Genomic DNA, 17,742 nt, shown 5'->3' on the forward strand with positions numbered 1-17,742 from the left:
GTCGGACATGAATACGAGGCGGTCGCCCGACGTGGGCAATCGGCGGGGGCTGGTAGCCATGCAGCCGGTCGTTGTGTGGGGTCTACTCGGTGCCGCGGCCGTGGCGGCGCTCGGCTATGCGGCCTGGCGGCTGCTCGGGCACACGCCATACCGCATCGACATCGACGTCTATCGGATGGGCGGCCGGGCCTGGCTGGACGGCCGCCCGCTGTACGGGGACGGCGTGCGGTTCCGCACGTCGGCCGGGCTGGACCTGCCGTTCATCTACCCGCCGCTGGCGGCCATTGTGTTCTGCCCATTCGCCTGGCTGGGGCTGCCGGCCGCCAGCGCGGCGATCACCCTGACAACGCTAGCCCTGTTGCTCGCCTCGACCATGATCGTATTGACCCGGCTCGACGTGTGGACCACCTCGCGCCGGGTGCCCGGACCGCCCTGGTTGCGCCAATGCTGGCTGGCCGCGGTCGTTGTGGCCGCGGCGGCGACCTGGCTGGAGCCCATCACGTCGAACTTCGCCTTCGGCCAGATCAACGTGGTGCTGATGACTCTGGTGATTGCCGATTGCGTCCCACGTCGCACGCCCTGGCCTCGCGGGCTGCTGCTGGGACTGGGAATCGCCCTGAAACTGACCCCGGCGGTGTTTCTGCTTTATTTCCTGTTGCGTCGCGACGGCCGCGCAGCGCTGCGGGCAATTGCGTCGTTCGGGGCGGCGACTCTGGCCGGTTTCGGGCTGGCCTGGCACGACTCATGGGAGTACTGGACCGACACGGTGCGCAACACCGATCGGCTCGTCGGGCCGGCATTGAACACCAACCAGAACATCGGGGGCACGCTTGCCCGGCTGGATCTCGGCGAGCCCGAGCATTTCGTGCTGTGGGTGCTCGGCTGCCTGCTGGTGCTCGCCGCGACGGTATGGGCGACCCGGCGGGTGCTGCGCGCCGGCGAACCGACCATGGCGGTGATCTGCATCGCGCTGTTCGGGTTGGCTGCCTCGCCGCTGTCGTGGTCGCACCACTGGGTGTGGATGCTGCCGGCCGTGCTGGTGACCGGAGTGCTGGCCTGGCGGCGTCGCGGCGCGGCGCTGGCCGCGGTCAGCGCCGCGGGTGTGGCGCTGATGGTGTGGACGCCGATAAACCTGCTTCCCGCACACCACGAGACGGCCGCGGCATGGTGGCGCCAGCTCGCCGGGGTGTCTTACCTGTGGTGGGCGTTGGCGACAATCCTTACCGCCGGACTGACCCTCACCGCTCGCAGCGAGCCGCGGAAATCGACCGTCCCCGAACCTGCAGCGGTCTCGGCGGTCGGCTGACCACTCAGATCCGCGGAGCTATCCCGCGGCTGTCTCGGGAATCCGGGTTGGCGGCTTGCCGGCCGCCAACGGCTCGGCACCGTTGCCGTCGTCCTTGGCACTGGCGGCGTAGATGTCGACGTATTCCTGACCGGATAGCCCCATCAGGTCGTAAATCACCTCATCGGTGACGGCACGCTCGATGAAGCGATTACCGGCCAGCCCATCGAACCGGGAGAATTCCATCGGCTTGCCGAACCGCACCGTCACCCGGCCGAACCGCCACATTTTGCTACCGGGCGGGTTGACGACGTTGGTGCCGATCATCGCCACCGGGATCACCGGTACGCCGGTGTGCAGTGCCAGCCGGGCCAGCCCGGTCTTGCCCTTGTACAGCCGGCCGTCGGGTGAGCGGGTGCCCTCGGGATACATGCCCAGCAATTTGCCTTCGGCGAGCAACCTCGCCGCAGTGTTCAAAGCGGCCTCGGCCGTGTCGGCGTCGGTGCGGTCGATCGGAACTTGTCCGGTGGTGCTGTAGAACCACCGGATGAACCAGCCTTTGATTCCGGTGCCGGTGAAGTATTCGGATTTGGCCAGAAAGGTGATCCGGCGGCGCACCACCAACGGCAGGTAGAAGCTGTCGGCCACCGCCAGGTGGTTACTTGCCAGTATGGCCGGTCCGGACTGCGGGATATTCTCCAGTCCTTCGACCCTCGGCCGCCCGAGCATGGCAAGCAGTGGGCCCATGAAGATGTACTTGAAAAGCCAGTACCACATGGCCCTCCCTCTCGCCCGCCCCGGATAGTGTTCTGCGCCAAGAGTACCCATCGAGTCTGGACGCGACCATAGGACCGCGGTGACTTGCCCAGCTCCTGGGGCGGCGGGCCGTCGCGCCTGGCTTCGCCACGCCGGCGTTCGCCGTTACTCCTCCACGGTAACCGAGATGGGCTGATAGCGGCTTTTTGTGTTCGGCGCAGCTTCGGGTCCGGAAGCAGCCGCACCGCCGGACGGACCGTCGGGCGGCGGAGGCGGCACCGACTGATCCACCTCCTCGATGACGGCCCGGATCACCGCCAGCAGCGCGACGCTGTGTTCGGCGATGACGGTCAGCAGCGGGTGCTGTTCACCGCTCACCAGCGCCGCGAGCGCACAGACCGGACACCAGAGCTGTTGACATTTCCCCGTACCCGGGCCGCCGCCCGACGCCCGCATCGCCGCGGCGCGCACTGCAGGGTCGATGCCATCGAGGATGCTCTGCGCAAGTTTCCGCAATTCCGGACCGATATCGGGGTGAACGCCGCTCATATGCGCCGCTCCTCCCTATCGCTTCGCTTCGCATCGTCGACGGCGGTCACGTCGGCCAAACGCCCGGATCAGGCCGGAAACGCACCGTGAGCTCACTGCCTCGAAGGTGGGCGTCCAGCACCGTGCAGCGCCGCAGCACTGAGGCCAACCGAACTCGGCGCCGCATTCCGCCGGCACTGATGATCAGGTCGTCGTCGACCCGGCCCAGCGCGAGCCCGCCGGAATCGACTTGCGGCAACTCTAGTCGCAATCGGTAGATCGACTGCAGGCCTGATCCGGATTCGAGGTCGACGACGGGACGCAGCGGTCCCGGCGGCGCCGCTCCGCCGCGTCGGCGTGCACTGTCCATCAGTTCACCCAACGCCTTCGGGCCGATCGGCTCGCCGGCCAAGTGCGGAGCCAGCACAAGCGCCACATCGCCGATGGTGGTATCCAATTCGTCCAGCACCGCGCGCTGTTCACAGATGCGTTCGGCATACCAATCGAAAGCAGGATGATCCGGCAGATTTCGATACTCGTACGAATCATCTTGCACCAGAATCTGATTGACGATCAGCTCCTCGACACGCACACCCATCAGCGCCAATGAGCCCAGTGTCCGGGCAGCTTCGGCGGCGACCACTCGTTCGGCGGTCAGGACCAGGTGGGCACCGACCAGCGCAGGGTCGGTCAACAGGGCGCTGAGCCGTTCGACGCCGGCGCTGATCCGCTCCAGCAGCGCCACCACCGCGGTGGACCGCGCATCATCAGTAGCGGTGGAGAGCCGGCGGTGTCGCGGCCAAGCGCGCTCCACGTAGAGCGTGAAGGTGGCCGGCAGCGTCAGCATTCGCAAGGCGTCGGCGGTCGAGGCGCAGTCGACCACGACGTGGTCCCACTGTCCGGCCGCGGCCAGTTCCCCGACCTCGTGCAGCCCGAGAACTTCCTGGATGCCCGGCAGGGCCGAGAGTTCTTCGGGGGCAATGGTGTTCAGCTCCGACTCGGGAAAGCGCCGACCCACGGTGTCGACCACGTCGCGCCAGCGCGCCTCCAGGAGCGCCAAGGTGTCCATCGCCAGCGCGTCGAGGAACCCGCCGCCCATGTCAACGTCGTCGGCGAGTACCCGCACGGGATCGCGGCGGCCGGTCGGCGGGACCGGGATGCCCAGCACGTCACCAAGTGAATGCGCCTGATCGGTGGATACCACCAGCACCCGTTGCCCGGCGCGGGCATCGGTGACCGCCGTGGCGGCCGCCAGGGTGGACTTTCCTACCCCGCCCTTGCCGACGAAGAGACTGATCCGGGCCAGGGCGGGCGCTGCCGACTCACTCAGCCTCGACTCGTTTCTTCAGATCCTTCAACGCGCTGTCGGTCAGCCTGCGCTCAGCTTTGCGCTTGAGCAACCCGATCATCGGCATAGCCAGGTCGACCGTGAGCTCGTACGTGACATCGGTACCAGACCCCTTGGGCGACAAGCGGTATACGCCGTCGAGGGCCTTGAGCAACGAGCTGGAGACCAGCGACCAGTGAACCGAGCGGCGGTCTTTCGGCCAGTCGTAGGAAAACACCAGGGTGTCTTTGAGGACGGTGGTGTCCAGCACCATGCGCGCCACTTTCGGGTAACCGTCGGCGTCGGCCTCGAGCACCTCGGTCTCTTTGTACTCCGAAACCCACTGCGGGTAGGAACCGATATCGGCGATCACGTCCATCACCGTGCCGGGGTCGGCATCGATGTGGATCGTCTGCGTCGTCTTCTCCGCCACCTGGCTGCTTCCCTCTCCCCCGTAAGCGGGCGCTACCCCCCGGTCTCGGTCAGAAACGGTACTCCCCGTACCAACCCGGATGGGCTCAAGCCACCGGAGAAACCCCGACCGGGCGGGACCGCTCCAACTGCGCTTTGACCTCGAAAGCCATATTCTTTCCCGCCACCCGGCGACGGTGGGTCATTCGAGCGAGATTCATCCGAGCCAGCTGCCACGCTGCGACCCCGGACGGCTCGGCGTGCAGGAAGTAGTGCAGCAGCACGCCGTCGAGCAACGGCTCGAGCCAGATCTCCATGGTGCCGGTCAGCGGTCCGGTCACCGCCCATCTGATGCCCTTGTCAGCCCGGTCTTCGATGACCTCCAGCCACAGATCAGGCCACCAGCGCCGCCAGTTGGCCCGGTCGGCCACCGCAGCACCGACTCGCGCGGCGTCGGCGGCGACGAAGGTCTGATCGGCAACTTGAACGCTGTGCACGGACCTAGCTTCACATATCCGGCTCCTCTGCAGACCGTGCCGGTCTGCATCGTCGCCAGACTGGGTTCGAGCGTCCGGCTCCTCTGCAGACCGTGCCGGTCTGCATCGTCGCCAGACTAGGCTGGCGGACACCAGACCCAGAGACGTCAAGCGAGGTCAGAAGAGTGCGTGAATTGAGTGTTCCTGCCCCATTCGAGGTAGGTGAGCGCGACAACATCGTCGCCACGGTTTTCGAGCATGAGCGCGACGATCCCAAACTGGTGATCTTTCAGCGTCTGATCGACGGCACCTGGAGCGATGTCACGTGCGCCGAGGCGGCCGCCCAAATCCGTTCGGTGGCTCTCGGTTTGATCGCAGAGGGCGTACAGGCCGGCGATCGGGTGGCGATCTTCTCTGCGACCCGCTACGAATGGGCGATCCTCGACTTCGCGATCCTGGCGGTGGGCGCGGTCACCGTGCCGATTTACGAGACGTCGTCGGCCGAGCAAGTGCGCTGGGTCCTGCAGGACTCCGAGGCAATACTGGTGTGCGCCGAAACCGACGCCCACGCCACCATGGTCACCGAGCTGACCGGCGAATTGCCCACGCTGCGCAGGGTGTTTCATATCGACGGTTCCGGCCCCAAAGCGCTCGACCAGCTTGCCGAGGCCGGCGCGTCGGTGGACGCAGCGGAGCTGACCGCCCGGGTCGAGGCGCTGCGCGCTGCGGACCCGGCCACGCTCATCTATACCTCGGGCACCACCGGGCGGCCCAAGGGCTGTCAGCTGACGCACTCCAACCTGGTCTACGAGATGCGAGGCGCCAAAGAAGCGTTGCCGACGCTGCTGGCCAAAGGTGAGCGCCTGCTGATATTCCTGCCGCTGGCCCACGTGCTGGCCCGCGCGATCACCTTGGCCGCCTTCGCCAACAAGGTCACCGTCGGGTTCACCAGCGACATCAAAAACCTGGTGCCGATGTTCGCGGTGTTCAAGCCCACCGTCGTGGTGTCGGTGCCGCGAGTGTTCGAGAAGGTGTACAACACCGCCGCCCAGAACGCCGCCAACGACGGCAAGGGCCGGATCTTCGAAATGGCCGCCCAGACCGCGGTCGACTGGAGTGAGGCCCGCGACCGCGGCGGTCCCGGCCTGCTGTTGCGGGCGAAGCACGCGATATTCGACCGGCTGGTCTATCACAAGCTGCGCGCTGCGCTGGGCGGCGATTGCCGCGCCTCGGTCTCGGGCGGCGGGCCGCTGGGCGCACGGCTGGGCCACTTCTACCGCGGTGTCGGCCTGACCATCTACGAGGGCTACGGATTGACCGAGACCAGTGCGGCCATCACGGTCAACCAGGTGGGCGGCCTCAAGATCGGCACCGTCGGAAAGCTGTTGCCGGGCAACAGCATGCGTATCGCAGACGACGGCGAGCTGCTGGTGCGCGGCGGGGTGGTGTTCAGCGAGTATTGGCGCAACGAGCAGGCCACCAACGACGCGATGGCCGACGGGTGGTTCAAGACCGGTGATCTGGGCGCCATTGACGAGGATGGCTTCTTGACGATCACCGGCCGCAAGAAGGAGATCATCGTCACCGCCGGCGGCAAGAACGTCGCGCCGGCGGTATTGGAAGACCAGTTACGGGCACATCCGCTGATCAGCCAGGCGATGGTCGTCGGCGACGCCAAGCCGTTCATCGGGGCGCTGATCACCATCGACCCCGAAGCTTTCGAAGGCTGGAAGCAGCGCAACAGCAAAGCGGCAGGTACGTCGGTGGGTGATCTGGTGACCGACCCTGACCTGGTCGCCGAAGTGGATGCCGCCGTCAAACAGGCCAACCAGGCGGTCTCGCATGCGGAATCGATCCGCAAATTCCGCATTCTGCCCGTCGACTTCACCGAGGACACTGGCGAACTGACTCCGACGATGAAGGTCAAGCGCAAGGTGGTGGCCGAAAAGTTCGCCGACGACATCGAGGCGATCTACACCAAGTGAGCCGGCGCGCGCTCGTTAGCCGCGCAGCAGGCCGGCCAGCCGGGCAGCTAGCATGTCCCAGCGCCAGTGCGCCGTCACCCAATCTCGCCCGGCGGCTCCCATGTCCGCGGCACGGTCGAGGTCGGACAGCAACTCGGTGACGGCGTCGGCGACCTGATCCTCCGACCGGCCGTCGACCACCAAACCGGTCTCGCCGTGCCGCACGGTCTCCGGCGCACCGCCCGAACGTCCAGCGATCACCGGTACGCCGGTGGCGGAGGCCTCCAGGAACACGATGCCCAGTCCCTCGACGTCCAGCCCGGCGCCGCGGGTGCGGCACGGCATTGCGAACACATCGGCCATCGCATGGTGCGCGGGTAGCTCGTCGGCGGCCACTCCGCCGGTGAACGTGACGTGTTCGGCTACCCCGCAGCCGTCGGCCAACCGGCGCAGCGCCGTCAAATGCGGGCCGCCGCCGGCAATCACCAGCGCCGCGCCGTCGACGCGCCGCCGGATTTGCGGTAGTGCACGGATCAGCATGTCCTGGCCCTTGCGCGGAACCAGCCGAGACAAGCACACGATGGTGGGCCGCTGGCCCAGCCGGTAACGGGCACGCAGTTCGGTGCGCGCGGCGTGATCGGGGCGGAACCGATCGGTGTCCACACCAGGTGGCACGTGCTCCAACGAGGCAGCCGGGCCGAACGCCGACGCGAACCGCGCCCGGGTGTATCGGCTGACGAACGTGACCACATCGGTGCCGTCTCCGATGCGACGCAGCACCGACCGCGCCAACGGCAGCATCGACCAGCCCACTTCGTGGCCGTGCGTGCTGGCCAGCACCCGGGTAGCGCCCGCATCCCGGGCGCGCTGCGCCAGCAATGCCAGCGGTGCGGCCGCCCCGAACCAGACGGTGTCGATGCCCTGATCTGTGATCAGCCGGCGCATCCGGGTGTCGACGCTAGGGCCGGGCAACATCAACGTTCCGGGGTGGCGCACCACCTGGTAGCCGGTCGCGTGGGCGTCGAAAACGTCGGCGCCCTTCCACTGTGGCGCGTAGACCATCACCTCATGCGCCCCGGAACCGGCGATCCGATCCACGAGCTCGCCCAGGTAGGACTGGATGCCGCCGCGTCGAGGAGGAAAGTCGTTGGTTACCAGCAGGACCCGAGACACCTGGGTAGGCTAGCCCGGCGTCAGGACGAGCGGGTCAGCCACTGCTGCCAGTGGGCAAGGAGGCCGGCCATGTCGGTGCCGAGCACGTCACGCACGGCACTGGGCACGTCGACATGCCCGACACCGCACGCGGCCCGGTAGAAACCGGCCAGCGTCGCGGTCCCGTAACTGTCGGCGACGAAGCGGGCGAACCACCATGCCCGGTCATAGGCCAGTGAGCGCTGCGGTCCGGGTGTGTCGAGGTCGGCGTCGGATGGCACAGCGGTGGGCAACAGTGTGCCCACGGGCACCACGGTCGGTGGGCGTGCCACAAAGTCAGCCACGCCTTCGGTCAGCCAGCGTGGCGCGTCAAGCGCCGTGACTGCGCGGGTGGCATAGTGGAAAAGCTCGTGGCTCAATACAATTCGCAGCGCCGGTTCGCTCATTCCGGCCGCCCCTGGCGCGAAGACGATCCGCTGGCCGACGGCCACCCGGCGGACCGGATCGACCTCGTCGGCGACGGCGATCGCCGCGATATCGGCCCACTGCGCCGCTGATCCGCCACCGGCTTCGCCCTCGAACTGGTGCTGCGAGCCGGTGCCCACGATGGTGATATCGCGCGGCCAGTCGGCACCCCAGAACGTCTGCACCGCGTCGACGGCCGTACCCATGTTCGCCGCGACGCGCCTCAGCAGCGAGTCGGTAACTGGACCGCCGAGGTTGACCAGCCGGATGGTGCGCCCGTCGACGGCCAGCGGCGCCTCGTCAGGTGCAACTCGTGGGGCGCCGATCAGCACCACGACAGCCAGGACCAACTCTGCGACAAGGGCCGATGCCAGCAGCATCGACGGCCACCGCCGCCGAGGCTGGGCGTCAGTAGCGGCGAGCGTTGTAAATCGGGCCGGACGAGGTCATCGGCACCACCCGCACCGGCTGACCGTAGGTGGAGGAATGGACCATCAGACCGTCACCGACGTAGATGCCGGCGTGTGATGCGTCGGAGTAAAAGGTGAGCACGTCACCGGGCTGCAGGTCCGACAGCGCAATGGGCTGCCCGCCGTGGGCCAACGCCTGGCTGGAGTGCGGCAGCGCGATGCCGGCCTGCTGGAACGCCCACATCACCAAGCCAGAACAATCAAAGCCCCCGGGGGCGGCGCCACCCCACGAGTACGGCGCACCGACCTGGGTCAACGCGGCCTGCACGGCCGTCGCCCCTTGGCCGCTACCCGGCGCGCCGCCGGGAAACGCCTCAGGGGCGTCTACGCCGGGCCCACCACCATTGGGCGGCAACGCTTCAGGTGCGGGGGCCGCTACCAGCGCAGCGGGCTGCGGGGCCGGCCCTGGTTCGGCCAGCGCGGTGCGCTGCCCCGGCGACAGAGAGAGGTACTGCGACTTGACGACGGCGATCTGCACCTGCAGCTGACTTTGCTTGGACTGCAGACTCGCCCGCACCGCGGCGGCCTGCTCGGCGGCGGTCTTGGCGTCTGCCGCCGATTTCGCCGACGCCTGCTCGGCTTTGGCGGCCTGCTCTCCGGCTGTCCGGTAACTGGCCATCTGCGCGGACATCTCGGTGGCGATCACCCGCTGCACGGCCAGCTTGCCGATCAACTGCTGGGGCGACTCGGCGGTCAGGATCGCGTCCATGCCGTCGGTTCGACCGCCCATGTACATCGCGGCAGCAAACTTGTTGACACCGGCCTGGAAGGTTGCCAACCGGGCTTTGGTGGCTTGCGCGGCGGCTTGGTCGTCCGCGTGCCGCTTGTCCGCGGCGCGCTGCGCAACCAGTTTGTCGTTGAGGTCGAGCTGGGCGCTGTGCATGGCCTCAGTCGTCTGTTCGGCCTGACGAGACAGCTCAGTGAGCTTTGCCATGGCGTCATCGGCCGGATCGGCCAGCACAGTGCCGGTGACCGCGCCGGAGAAGATGGTGATAAATCCCGCTATCGCGGCGACGGCAAATCGCTTGCGGGTGCATCCAGCCCAGCGTCTACCGTCATTCCCCGACACCAAAATTTCGTATCCTTCAAACCCGTCGACAAGACGTCGAATTTGCTTTAGGTCTCAGACAGGTTACGAAACGGTATAGGCATTGTCCAACAGCGGAACATTAAGAAATCAGCAAGATTTTGACGGCCGTCAGGCCACTCCGGGGCGATGAATGGGCACCAGCCGCAGCCTGGGGGCCATACCCGCGTCGGCGAGTACCTCCAAAGCGGCCCGCTCGTCGGCCAGCAAAGTTTCCGGTACCCCGAGTAGCACACTGACGACGCAGTCGCGGCATCCAGGTCCGCGGACCGCGCAGTCGTCGCAGTCGATGATCACCGGTCCGGGCGGCCCGGCCTGCCCGTCGGGCCTGGCGGTTTCTGCCATCTGGCTGGTCCTTTCGCTCTGGTCGATCGATCTCCGCGCAGGCTAACGGCCACCACCGACAAGGTTCGCCGCGGTGATCGCACCCGACGCGCCGCGCCGGGTCCGCCGCCTGTCGGTGGCGCTGCCTAACGTCTCGGCCATGGGTGTGCCGGCCCCCGAGCAGTTGAGCTTCGCCGGCCTCGACGCGCTCAAGGACGTGTCACTGCGCGAGACCACCTTCGTCGTCGTCGACCTGGAAACCACCGGCGGGCGCGCGGCAGCCGACGAGATCACCGAAATCGGGGCAGTCAAAGTTCGCGGCGGTGCGGTGCTGGGTGAGTTCGGCACTCTGGTCGACCCGCAGCGCAGCATCCCGCCACAGATCGTGCGACTGACCGGTATCACCACCGCGATGGTGTGTGATGCGCCGACGATCCGCGCGGTGCTGCCCATGTTTCTCGAGTTCGCCCGGGGCTCGGTGCTGGTCGCCCACAACGCCGGATTCGACGTCGGGTTCCTGCGTGCCGCCGCCGATCGCTGTGGCATCCCCTGGCCCCGGCCGCAGGTGCTGTGCACGGTCCGGCTGGCCCGTCGGGTGCTTACCCGCGAGGAAGCCCCCAGCGTGCGGCTGGCCGCGTTGGCCCGGCTCTTCGCCGTCGCCAATGAGCCCACCCACCGGGCCCTCGACGACGCCCGCGCCACCGTCGAGGTACTACATGCGCTGATCGAGCGGGTGGGCAACCAAGGGGTGCACACCTACCCCGAGTTGCGGTCGTATCTGCCCGGTGTGACGACGGCTCAGCGCCGCAAACGGGTGCTGGCGCAGGGCCTGCCGCACCGGCCGGGCGTCTACCTGTTCCGCGGGCCGTCCGGCGAGGTGCTCTACGTCGGCACCGCAACCGACTTGCGGCGCAGGGTCACCCAGTACTTCAACGGCTCCGACCCGCGCGGCCGCACCAAGGAGATGGTCGCGCTGGCCAGCGCCCTCGATCATGTCGTATGCGCGCACGCACTGGAAGCCGGCGTTCGCGAGCTGCGGATGCTGGCCGCGCACGCCCCGCCCTATAACCGTCGCTCGCGATACCCGCACCGGTGGTGGTGGGTGACGTTGACCGACGAGGCGTTCCCCCGCCTGACGGTGGTGCGGGCGCCGCGGCACGAGCGTGCGGTCGGCCCGTTTCGTTCCCGGGCCGACGCTGCCGACACCGCGGCGCTGCTGGCGCGGTTCACCGGGGTGCGCACCTGCACCGCCCGGCTGGCGCGTTCGGCGCTGCACGGCCCGGCGTGCCCACCGCGGGAAGTGTCGCCGTGTCCGGCCGGCCGCGAGATCACCGCTGCGGAATACGTGCCCACGGCGCAGCGCGCCGCCGCGCTGATCGACGGTGCCGACAACGCCGCGCTGGAGGCGGCGGTAGCCCAGATCACCGCCCTGGCCGAGCGGCACCGCTACGAGAGCGCCGCGCGGCTACGGGACCACACCGGTGCGGCGGTCGAGGTGCTCTGGCGTGGCCAGCGCCTGCGGGCGCTAGCGGCGCTGGCCGAGTTGGTGGCCGCCGCACCGGATGGGCACGGCGGCTGGCAGCTCGCCGTGATCCGCTACGGGCAACTGGCTGCGGCCGGCACTGCGGCCCGTGGCGTGCCGCCGATGCCCGTCGTCGACGCGCTGCGGGCGGGCGCGCAGGTGATCCTGCCTGCGTCCGCCCCGCTGGGCGGGGCGCTGGTCGAGGAGACGGCACTGATCGCGCGCTGGCTCGACGGGCCCGGAGTGCGCATCGTGGATGCTGCCGCGGGCTGGTGTTCGCCGTTGAGGTCCGCCGGATCGTGGGCTGCGTGGGCCGCTTCGGCCCGCTCGGCACGCGTTGCCGCCGAGCAGGCCAGCGACTCAGATCTGTTGTCCGAACCGCACCCATCGCGCGAGCAGCTGTTCGGCCGCACCGGTGTCGATGGCGGCAGCGGCGCGGTGCAGCCCGTCTTCCCACGCCGGCAACCACTCGGCGCGGCTGGATAGCCCGGTGTGGGCCACGATGGCGCCAGCGGCGTTGAGCACCACCGCATCTCGCACCGGGCCCTTGGCGCCGGCCAGCACCGAACGGGCCTCGGCCGCGTTGGCGGCCGCATCGCCGCCAAGCAGGTCGTCGAGTTCGGCGCGCGCGAAGCCAAACCCGGCAGGGTCGAACGTCAGCTTGTCCACCGTGCCCGCCTGTACCCGCCAGATCGTGCTGGTCGTTGTGGTGGTCAGCTCGTCGAGCCCGTCGTCGCCGTGCACCACCAGGACACTGGACCGGCGGGCAGCGAACACCCCGGCCATCACCTCGGCCAGATCGGCAAACGCGCAGCCGATCAAACCTGCTCGCGGGCGGCCCGGATTCGTCAGCGGCCCAAGCAGATTGAAGACTGTGGGAACGCCGACCTCGCGTCGCACCACCGACGCATGCCGATACGACGGGTGAAACTGCGGCGCGAAGCAGAACCCGATCCCCACTTCCGCGACGCTGCGGGCGACCTCGGCAGGGTTCAGGTCGATGCGCACACCCAGCGCCTCGAGTGTGTCGGCACCGCCGGACAGCGACGAGGCCGCGCGGTTACCGTGCTTGACCACCGGTAGACCGGCGGCGGCCACCACGACGGCAGCCATCGTGGACAGGTTGACGGTGGACACGCCGTCGCCACCGGTCCCAACCACATCGACGGTGTCGGTGCCGATCGCGTCGACGGGCAGCGGATGCGCGTGGTGCAGCATGACCTCGGCCAGCTCGCTGACCTCCGCGGCAGTGGGAACCTTCATCGTCATCGCGACCGCGAACGCGGCGATCTGCGACGGCGCCGCGGCGCCGGTCATGATCTGCTCCATCGCCCAGGCGGCCTGTCCGCGCGCCAGGTTCTGGCCGGCCATCAGACCGCCGAGCACCCGCGGCCAAGACGACCCGGAAGATGACTCCGCCACGCGCCGATGGTCCCACACCGGTAACTGGTGGCAGCTTATGCGGCAGCGACTCGCCAATTGCCGCCCCGGGTGGAGTTCGACAACTACAAAGCGTCATACTTGCGGATGTGACGAGTGCGGTGGGAACCTCGGGTACTGCTATCACGGCGCGCGTGCATTCGCTCAACCGGCCCAACATGGTCAGCGTCGGCACCATAGTGTGGCTTTCCAGCGAGCTGATGTTCTTTGCTGGGTTGTTTGCGATGTACTTCACAGCGCGCGCTCAAGGCGGCGGTGACTGGCCGCCCCCGCCGACGGAATTGAACCTCTACCAGGCGGTTCCGGTCACGTTGGTGCTGATCGCCTCGTCGTTCACCTGCCAGATGGGGGTGTTCGCCGCCGAGCGCGGCGACGTCTTCGGGCTGCGCCGCTGGTATTTCGTCACGTTCTTGATGGGGCTGTTCTTCGTCCTGGGTCAGGCCTACGAGTACTACCACCTGGTGGGTCACGGCACCACGATCCCCAGCAGCGCCTACGGCAGCGTCTTCTACCTGGCCACCGGCTTCCACGGACTGCACGTCATCGGCGGGCTGGTCGCCTTCATCTTCCTGCTGGCCCGCACCACGATGAGCAAGTTCACGCCGGCGCAAGCGACCGCGTCGATCGTCGTCTCCTATTACTGGCACTTCGTCGACATCGTCTGGATTGCGCTGTTCGCCACGATCTACTTCATCCGATGACCAGCCGCCTGACGAACAGGAGTGTTCGCTTGAAGACACTGGGGAGTAATCGCTCGCGACGGCGGCTTCGTCGCCGGTTGTCGGCCGGACTGCTGCTGTTGATGGCGCTGGCGGTCGCCGGCGGGCTGGCCGCGGTGCTGACCCCAACTCCCCAGGTGGCCGTGGCCGACGAGTCCTCCTCGGCGTTGCTGCGCACCGGCAAACAGCTGTTCGATACCTCCTGCGTGACGTGTCACGGTGCCAATCTGCAGGGTGTGCCGGATCGCGGCCCGAGCCTGATCGGCGTCGGTGAGGCGGCCGTCTACTTCCAGGTGTCCACCGGGCGGATGCCCGCCGCACGCGGTGAAGCGCAGGCGCCCCGAAAGGAACCGATCTTCGACGGCGGGCAGATCGACGCGCTGGGCGCCTACGTGCAGGCCAACGGTGGCGGCCCCACGGTGGTGCGCACGCTGGACGGCAGCCCGGCGATGCAATCGCTGCGCGGTTACGACCTGGGCCGCGGCGGCGACTTGTTCCGGCTCAACTGCGCGTCGTGCCACAACTTCACCGGCAAGGGCGGCGCATTGTCGTCGGGGAAATACGCCCCGGACCTGGAGCCGGCCAACGAACAGCAGATTCTCACCGCCATGCTGACCGGGCCGCAGAATATGCCCAAGTTTTCTGACCGTCAGCTGTCCTTCGAGGCCAAGAAGGACATCATCGCCTATGTGAAAACCGTCAGCGAAGAACGTCAACCAGGCGGCTACGGTCTGGGCGGCTTCGGACCGGCCCCCGAGGGCATGGCGATGTGGATCATCGGGATGGTTGCCGTGATCGGCACGGCATTGTGGATTGGGGCGCGATCATGAGCGCCGGCGACGATGCAGAGCGAAGCGATGAGGAGGAGCGGCGCCGGATGAGGGACGGGGTCAGCGGAGAGGGCAAGGGCACCGACACCCCCGGCCAGCAAGGTGCTCCGGGTCAGCCCAGCGATGCCGAACTGAACGCGATGTCGCGTGAGGAGCTCGTCGAGCTTGGTGGCCGGCTCGACGGTGTCGAAACGGTCTACAAGGAATCACGTTGGCCGGTCGCGGGAACCAAAGCCGAGAAGCGCGCTGACCGCGGAATTGCGTTGTGGTTCTTGGCCGGTGGCGGTTTCGGGTTGGCGCTGCTTTTGGTGTTCCTGTTCTGGCCCTGGGAGTACAAGCCGATGGAGGCTGAGGGCAGCTTCTTGTACTCGCTGACCACCCCGCTCTACGGTCTGACATTCGGGCTGTCCATTCTCGCGATCGCGGTCGGCGCGGTGCTATTCCAGAAACGGTTTATCCCCGAGGAGATTTCGATCCAGGAGCGCCACGACGGCGACTCCCCGGAGATCCACCGCAAGACAGTGGTCGCCAATCTGACCGATGCTTTCGAGGGCTCGACGCTGCGGCGTCGCAAGGTGATCGGAATGTCGTTGGGCTTGAGCCTTGGAGCTTTCGGCCTGGGCACGCTGGTCGCATTTATCGGCGGTCTGATCAAAAACCCGTGGAAACCGGTGGTGCAGACCGCCGACGGTAAAAAGGCCGTGCTGTGGACCTCGGGCTGGACGCCGCGGTACCGCGGCGAGACCATCTATCTGGCCCGTGCTACCGGTGAGCACCTGGGTTCGCCGTTCGTCCGGATGCGTCCGGAAGATGTCGACGCCGGCGGAATGGAGACCGTCTTTCCGTGGCGGGAATCTGACGGCGACGGAATCAGCCACGAATCACGTGAACAACTGCGCAAGATCATGATGGGTGTGCGCAACCCGGTGATGCTGATCCGCCTCAAACCAGGTGACATGTCGCGGGTGACCAAACGCAAGGGTCAGGAGAGCTTCAACTTCGGCGAGTTCTTCGCCTACACCAAGGTCTGCTCGCATTTGGGTTGTCCCTCATCACTTTACGAGCAGCAGTCCTACCGCATTCTGTGCCCGTGCCATCAGTCGCAGTTCGACGCACTGCAGTACGCCAAACCGATTTTCGGTCCGGCGGCGCGTGCGCTGGCGCAGCTGCCCATCACCATTGACAGCAACGGTTATCTGGTCGCCAACGGCGACTTCATCGAACCAGTCGGGCCGGCATTTTGGGAGCGCACCTCATGAGTCCGAAAATCGATATCGGCAACACCCTCGCCCGTCAAGCGCAGGACATCGACACCCGCTATCACCCGTCGGCCGCGGTACGGCGCCAGCTCAACAAGGTCTTCCCCACCCACTGGTCGTTCCTGCTTGGCGAGATCGCGCTGTACAGCTTCATCGTTCTGCTGATCACCGGCGTGTACCTGACGCTGTTCTTCGACCCGTCCATGGCCGAGGTCACCTACAACGGCGTCTATCAACCGCTGCGCGGGGTGGAAATGTCGCGGGCCTACGAAACCGCGCTCAACATCTCCTTCGAAGTCCGCGGCGGGCTGTTCGTCCGCCAGATCCACCACTGGGCCGCGCTGATGTTCGCCGCGGCGATCATGGTGCACCTAGCGCGCATCTTCTTCACCGGCGCATTCCGTCGGCCCCGTGAAGCCAACTGGGTCATCGGTTCGCTGCTGCTGATCCTGGCCATGTTCGAGGGCTACTTCGGCTACTCGCTGCCCGACGACCTGCTGTCGGGTATCGGGCTGCGGGCCGCCTTCTCGTCGATCACGCTGGGCATGCCGGTGATCGGTACCTGGTTGCACTGGTTGCTGTTCGGCGGTGACTTCCCCGGCAACATCATCATCCCGCGGCTGTACGCGCTGCACATCCTGCTGATTCCCGGGATCATCCTGGCGCTCATCGGGGCGCATTTGGCGCTGGTCTGGTTCCAGAAGCACACTCAGTTCCCCGGGCCCGGGCGCACCGAGAAAAACGTCGTCGGTGTGCGGGTCATGCCGGTCTTCGCGGTCAAGTCCGGCGCTTTCTTCGCGCTGACCACCGCCGTCCTGGGCCTGATGGGCGGCCTGTTGCAGATCAACCCGATCTGGAACCTGGGGCCCTACAAGCCATCTCAGATATCGGCGGGCAGCCAGCCGGACTTCTACATGATGTGGACCGAAGGCCTGGCCAGGCTCTGGCCGGCCTGGGAGTTCTACTTCTGGCACCACACGATTCCCGGACCGGTCGGCGTGGCGTTGATCATGGGCTTGGTTTTCGTGCTGCTGACCATTTACCCGTTCCTGGAGAAGAGGTTCACCGGCGACTACGCGCACCACAACCTGCTGCAGCGCCCGCGGGACGCCCCCGTTCGTACCGCGATCGGCGCCATGGCGATCGCGTTCTACATGGTGTTGACCCTGGCCGCGATGAACGACATCATCGCGTGGAAATTCCACATCTCGCTGAACGCGACGACCTGGATCGGCCGCATCGGGATGGTGGTGCTACCGCCGATCATCTACTTCGTCACCTATCGGTGGTGTATCGGGTTGCAGCGCAGCGACCGTGCGGTGCTCGAGCACGGCATCGAGACCGGCATCATCAAGCGTTTGCCGCACGGTGCCTACATCGAATTGCACCAGCCGCTTGGCCCGGTCGACGGCCATGGCCATCCGATACCGCTGGAATACCAGGGCGCCCCGGTACCCAACAAGATGAACAAGCTCGGCTCGGCCGGCTCGCCCGGCTCGGGCAGCCTGCTGTTCGCCGATCCGGCGTCCGAAGACGCCGCGCTGCGCGAGGCGGCGCACGCCGGCGAACAGCGTGCCCTCACCGCGCTACGCGAGCACCAAGACGGCACCAACGGTTCCCGCGACGGCGAGCACTAGGTCCCGCGGGCCGGGCCTCCCGCGTCGAGACTGCGTTCAGGGCGTAGGCGCGCGAACAGCCACGCGCTGCATGCAGTCTCGATGCCGTAG

At 67.2% G+C, this 17,742-nt stretch carries 16 protein-coding genes and 1 pseudogene; 7 read left to right on the forward strand and 10 right to left on the reverse strand.

What is annotated here, in order from left to right:
• Positions 1-7: 7 nt before the first annotated feature.
• Entirely contained in the window at positions 8-1,306 is a 1,299-nt protein-coding gene (locus AC5Y49_RS02110; protein WP_499884159.1) for a glycosyltransferase 87 family protein, read from the forward strand.
• Between the two features lie 18 nt (positions 1,307-1,324).
• On the opposite strand, the gene AC5Y49_RS02115 is transcribed toward AC5Y49_RS02110, so the two are convergent.
• The 5 genes from AC5Y49_RS02115 to AC5Y49_RS02135 form a co-directional block, all read right to left on the reverse strand.
• Positions 1,325-2,062 carry a lysophospholipid acyltransferase family protein gene (locus AC5Y49_RS02115; protein WP_499884160.1) on the reverse strand — a complete coding sequence of 246 codons (738 nt, stop codon included), beginning with the start codon at positions 2,060-2,062 and terminating at the stop codon, positions 1,325-1,327.
• A 144-nt stretch (positions 2,063-2,206) separates the two neighbouring features.
• Positions 2,207-2,590: a hypothetical protein gene (locus AC5Y49_RS02120; protein WP_499884161.1), complete on the reverse strand. Its 384-nt coding sequence runs from the start codon at positions 2,588-2,590 to the stop codon at positions 2,207-2,209.
• Between the two features lie 46 nt (positions 2,591-2,636).
• The gene (locus AC5Y49_RS02125) at positions 2,637-3,899 is read right to left on the reverse strand and encodes an ArsA family ATPase (protein WP_499884624.1); all 1,263 of its coding nucleotides are present in this window, start codon (positions 3,897-3,899) and stop codon (positions 2,637-2,639) included.
• A complete protein-coding gene (locus AC5Y49_RS02130; RefSeq protein ID WP_499884162.1) occupies positions 3,892-4,329 on the reverse strand; it encodes an SRPBCC family protein in 438 nt (145 codons plus the stop codon). The genes AC5Y49_RS02125 and AC5Y49_RS02130 overlap by 8 nt, the downstream gene beginning before the upstream one ends.
• Positions 4,330-4,414: 85 nt before the next feature.
• Positions 4,415-4,804 (reverse strand): polyketide cyclase / dehydrase and lipid transport, encoded by a 390-nt coding sequence (locus AC5Y49_RS02135; RefSeq protein ID WP_499884163.1) that lies wholly within the window; start codon positions 4,802-4,804, stop codon positions 4,415-4,417.
• 164 nt (positions 4,805-4,968) lie between these two features.
• Between AC5Y49_RS02135 and AC5Y49_RS02140 the strand changes: the two genes are divergently transcribed.
• Positions 4,969-6,768, forward strand: coding sequence for an AMP-dependent synthetase/ligase (locus AC5Y49_RS02140; protein WP_499884164.1), 1,800 nt, complete (start codon positions 4,969-4,971; stop codon positions 6,766-6,768).
• Between the two features lie 15 nt (positions 6,769-6,783).
• Here AC5Y49_RS02140 and pimB read toward each other — a convergent pair whose 3' ends face one another.
• The 4 genes from pimB to AC5Y49_RS02160 all read right to left on the reverse strand — a co-directional run bounded on the left by pimB (position 6,784) and on the right by AC5Y49_RS02160 (position 10,266).
• Entirely contained in the window at positions 6,784-7,920 is a 1,137-nt protein-coding gene (gene pimB, locus AC5Y49_RS02145) for a GDP-mannose-dependent alpha-(1-6)-phosphatidylinositol monomannoside mannosyltransferase (protein WP_499884165.1), read from the reverse strand.
• Between the two features lie 20 nt (positions 7,921-7,940).
• Positions 7,941-8,744, reverse strand: a complete 804-nt coding sequence (locus AC5Y49_RS02150) for a hypothetical protein (protein WP_499884166.1) — start codon at positions 8,742-8,744, stop codon at positions 7,941-7,943.
• A gap of 28 nt (positions 8,745-8,772) precedes the next feature.
• The gene (gene ripC, locus AC5Y49_RS02155) at positions 8,773-9,903 is read right to left on the reverse strand and encodes a peptidoglycan hydrolase RipC (RefSeq protein WP_499884167.1); all 1,131 of its coding nucleotides are present in this window, start codon (positions 9,901-9,903) and stop codon (positions 8,773-8,775) included.
• 129 nt (positions 9,904-10,032) lie between these two features.
• Complete coding sequence (locus AC5Y49_RS02160; protein ID WP_499884168.1) at positions 10,033-10,266, reverse strand: hypothetical protein; 234 nt, start codon at positions 10,264-10,266, stop codon at positions 10,033-10,035.
• 139 nt (positions 10,267-10,405) lie between these two features.
• On the opposite strand from AC5Y49_RS02160, the pseudogene AC5Y49_RS02165 reads away from it, so the two are divergent.
• A pseudogene (locus AC5Y49_RS02165) lies at positions 10,406-12,190 on the forward strand (DEDD exonuclease domain-containing protein); the annotation flags it as partial.
• Here the strand turns inward: AC5Y49_RS02165 and trpD are convergent.
• Positions 12,128-13,138 carry an anthranilate phosphoribosyltransferase gene (trpD, locus tag AC5Y49_RS02170; protein WP_499884625.1) on the reverse strand — a complete coding sequence of 337 codons (1,011 nt, stop codon included), beginning with the start codon at positions 13,136-13,138 and terminating at the stop codon, positions 12,128-12,130. The pseudogene AC5Y49_RS02165 and the gene trpD sit on opposite strands and share 63 nt — an antisense overlap.
• Positions 13,139-13,296: 158 nt before the next feature.
• On the opposite strand from trpD, the gene ctaE reads away from it, so the two are divergent.
• The 4 genes from ctaE to qcrB are packed head-to-tail and all read left to right on the forward strand — an operon-like array spanning position 13,297 to position 17,652.
• Positions 13,297-13,908 carry an aa3-type cytochrome oxidase subunit III gene (gene ctaE / locus AC5Y49_RS02175; protein WP_499884169.1) on the forward strand — a complete coding sequence of 204 codons (612 nt, stop codon included), beginning with the start codon at positions 13,297-13,299 and terminating at the stop codon, positions 13,906-13,908.
• The gene (gene qcrC / locus AC5Y49_RS02180; RefSeq protein WP_499884170.1) at positions 13,905-14,756 is read left to right on the forward strand and encodes a cytochrome bc1 complex diheme cytochrome c subunit; all 852 of its coding nucleotides are present in this window, start codon (positions 13,905-13,907) and stop codon (positions 14,754-14,756) included. The genes ctaE and qcrC overlap by 4 nt, the downstream gene beginning before the upstream one ends.
• 47 nt (positions 14,757-14,803) lie before the next feature.
• Complete coding sequence (qcrA, locus tag AC5Y49_RS02185) at positions 14,804-16,015, forward strand: cytochrome bc1 complex Rieske iron-sulfur subunit (protein WP_499884626.1); 1,212 nt, start codon at positions 14,804-14,806, stop codon at positions 16,013-16,015.
• The gene (gene qcrB / locus AC5Y49_RS02190; protein ID WP_499884171.1) at positions 16,012-17,652 is read left to right on the forward strand and encodes a cytochrome bc1 complex cytochrome b subunit; all 1,641 of its coding nucleotides are present in this window, start codon (positions 16,012-16,014) and stop codon (positions 17,650-17,652) included. The genes qcrA and qcrB overlap by 4 nt, the downstream gene beginning before the upstream one ends.
• Positions 17,653-17,742 lie beyond the last annotated feature (90 nt).

It is taken from the genome of Mycobacterium sp. NGS62, from assembly GCF_059812285.1.

Bases quoted from the DNA above. Each gene is read 5' to 3' on its own strand.
- AC5Y49_RS02115 (WP_499884160.1), bottom strand. From the start codon at position 2,062: ATGTGGTACTGGCTTTTCAAGTACATCTTCATGGGCCCACTGCTTGCC.
- qcrA (WP_499884626.1), top strand. From the start codon at position 14,804: ATGAGGGACGGGGTCAGCGGAGAGGGCAAGGGCACCGACACCCCCGGC.
- AC5Y49_RS02110 (WP_499884159.1), top strand. From the start codon at position 8: ATGAATACGAGGCGGTCGCCCGACGTGGGCAATCGGCGGGGGCTGGTA.
- AC5Y49_RS02120 (WP_499884161.1), bottom strand. From the start codon at position 2,590: ATGAGCGGCGTTCACCCCGATATCGGTCCGGAATTGCGGAAACTTGCG.
- qcrC (WP_499884170.1), top strand. From the start codon at position 13,905: ATGACCAGCCGCCTGACGAACAGGAGTGTTCGCTTGAAGACACTGGGG.
- AC5Y49_RS02150 (WP_499884166.1), bottom strand. From the start codon at position 8,744: ATGCTGCTGGCATCGGCCCTTGTCGCAGAGTTGGTCCTGGCTGTCGTG.
- trpD (WP_499884625.1), bottom strand. From the start codon at position 13,138: ATGGCCGGCCAGAACCTGGCGCGCGGACAGGCCGCCTGGGCGATGGAG.
- AC5Y49_RS02160 (WP_499884168.1), bottom strand. From the start codon at position 10,266: ATGGCAGAAACCGCCAGGCCCGACGGGCAGGCCGGGCCGCCCGGACCG.
- qcrB (WP_499884171.1), top strand. From the start codon at position 16,012: ATGAGTCCGAAAATCGATATCGGCAACACCCTCGCCCGTCAAGCGCAG.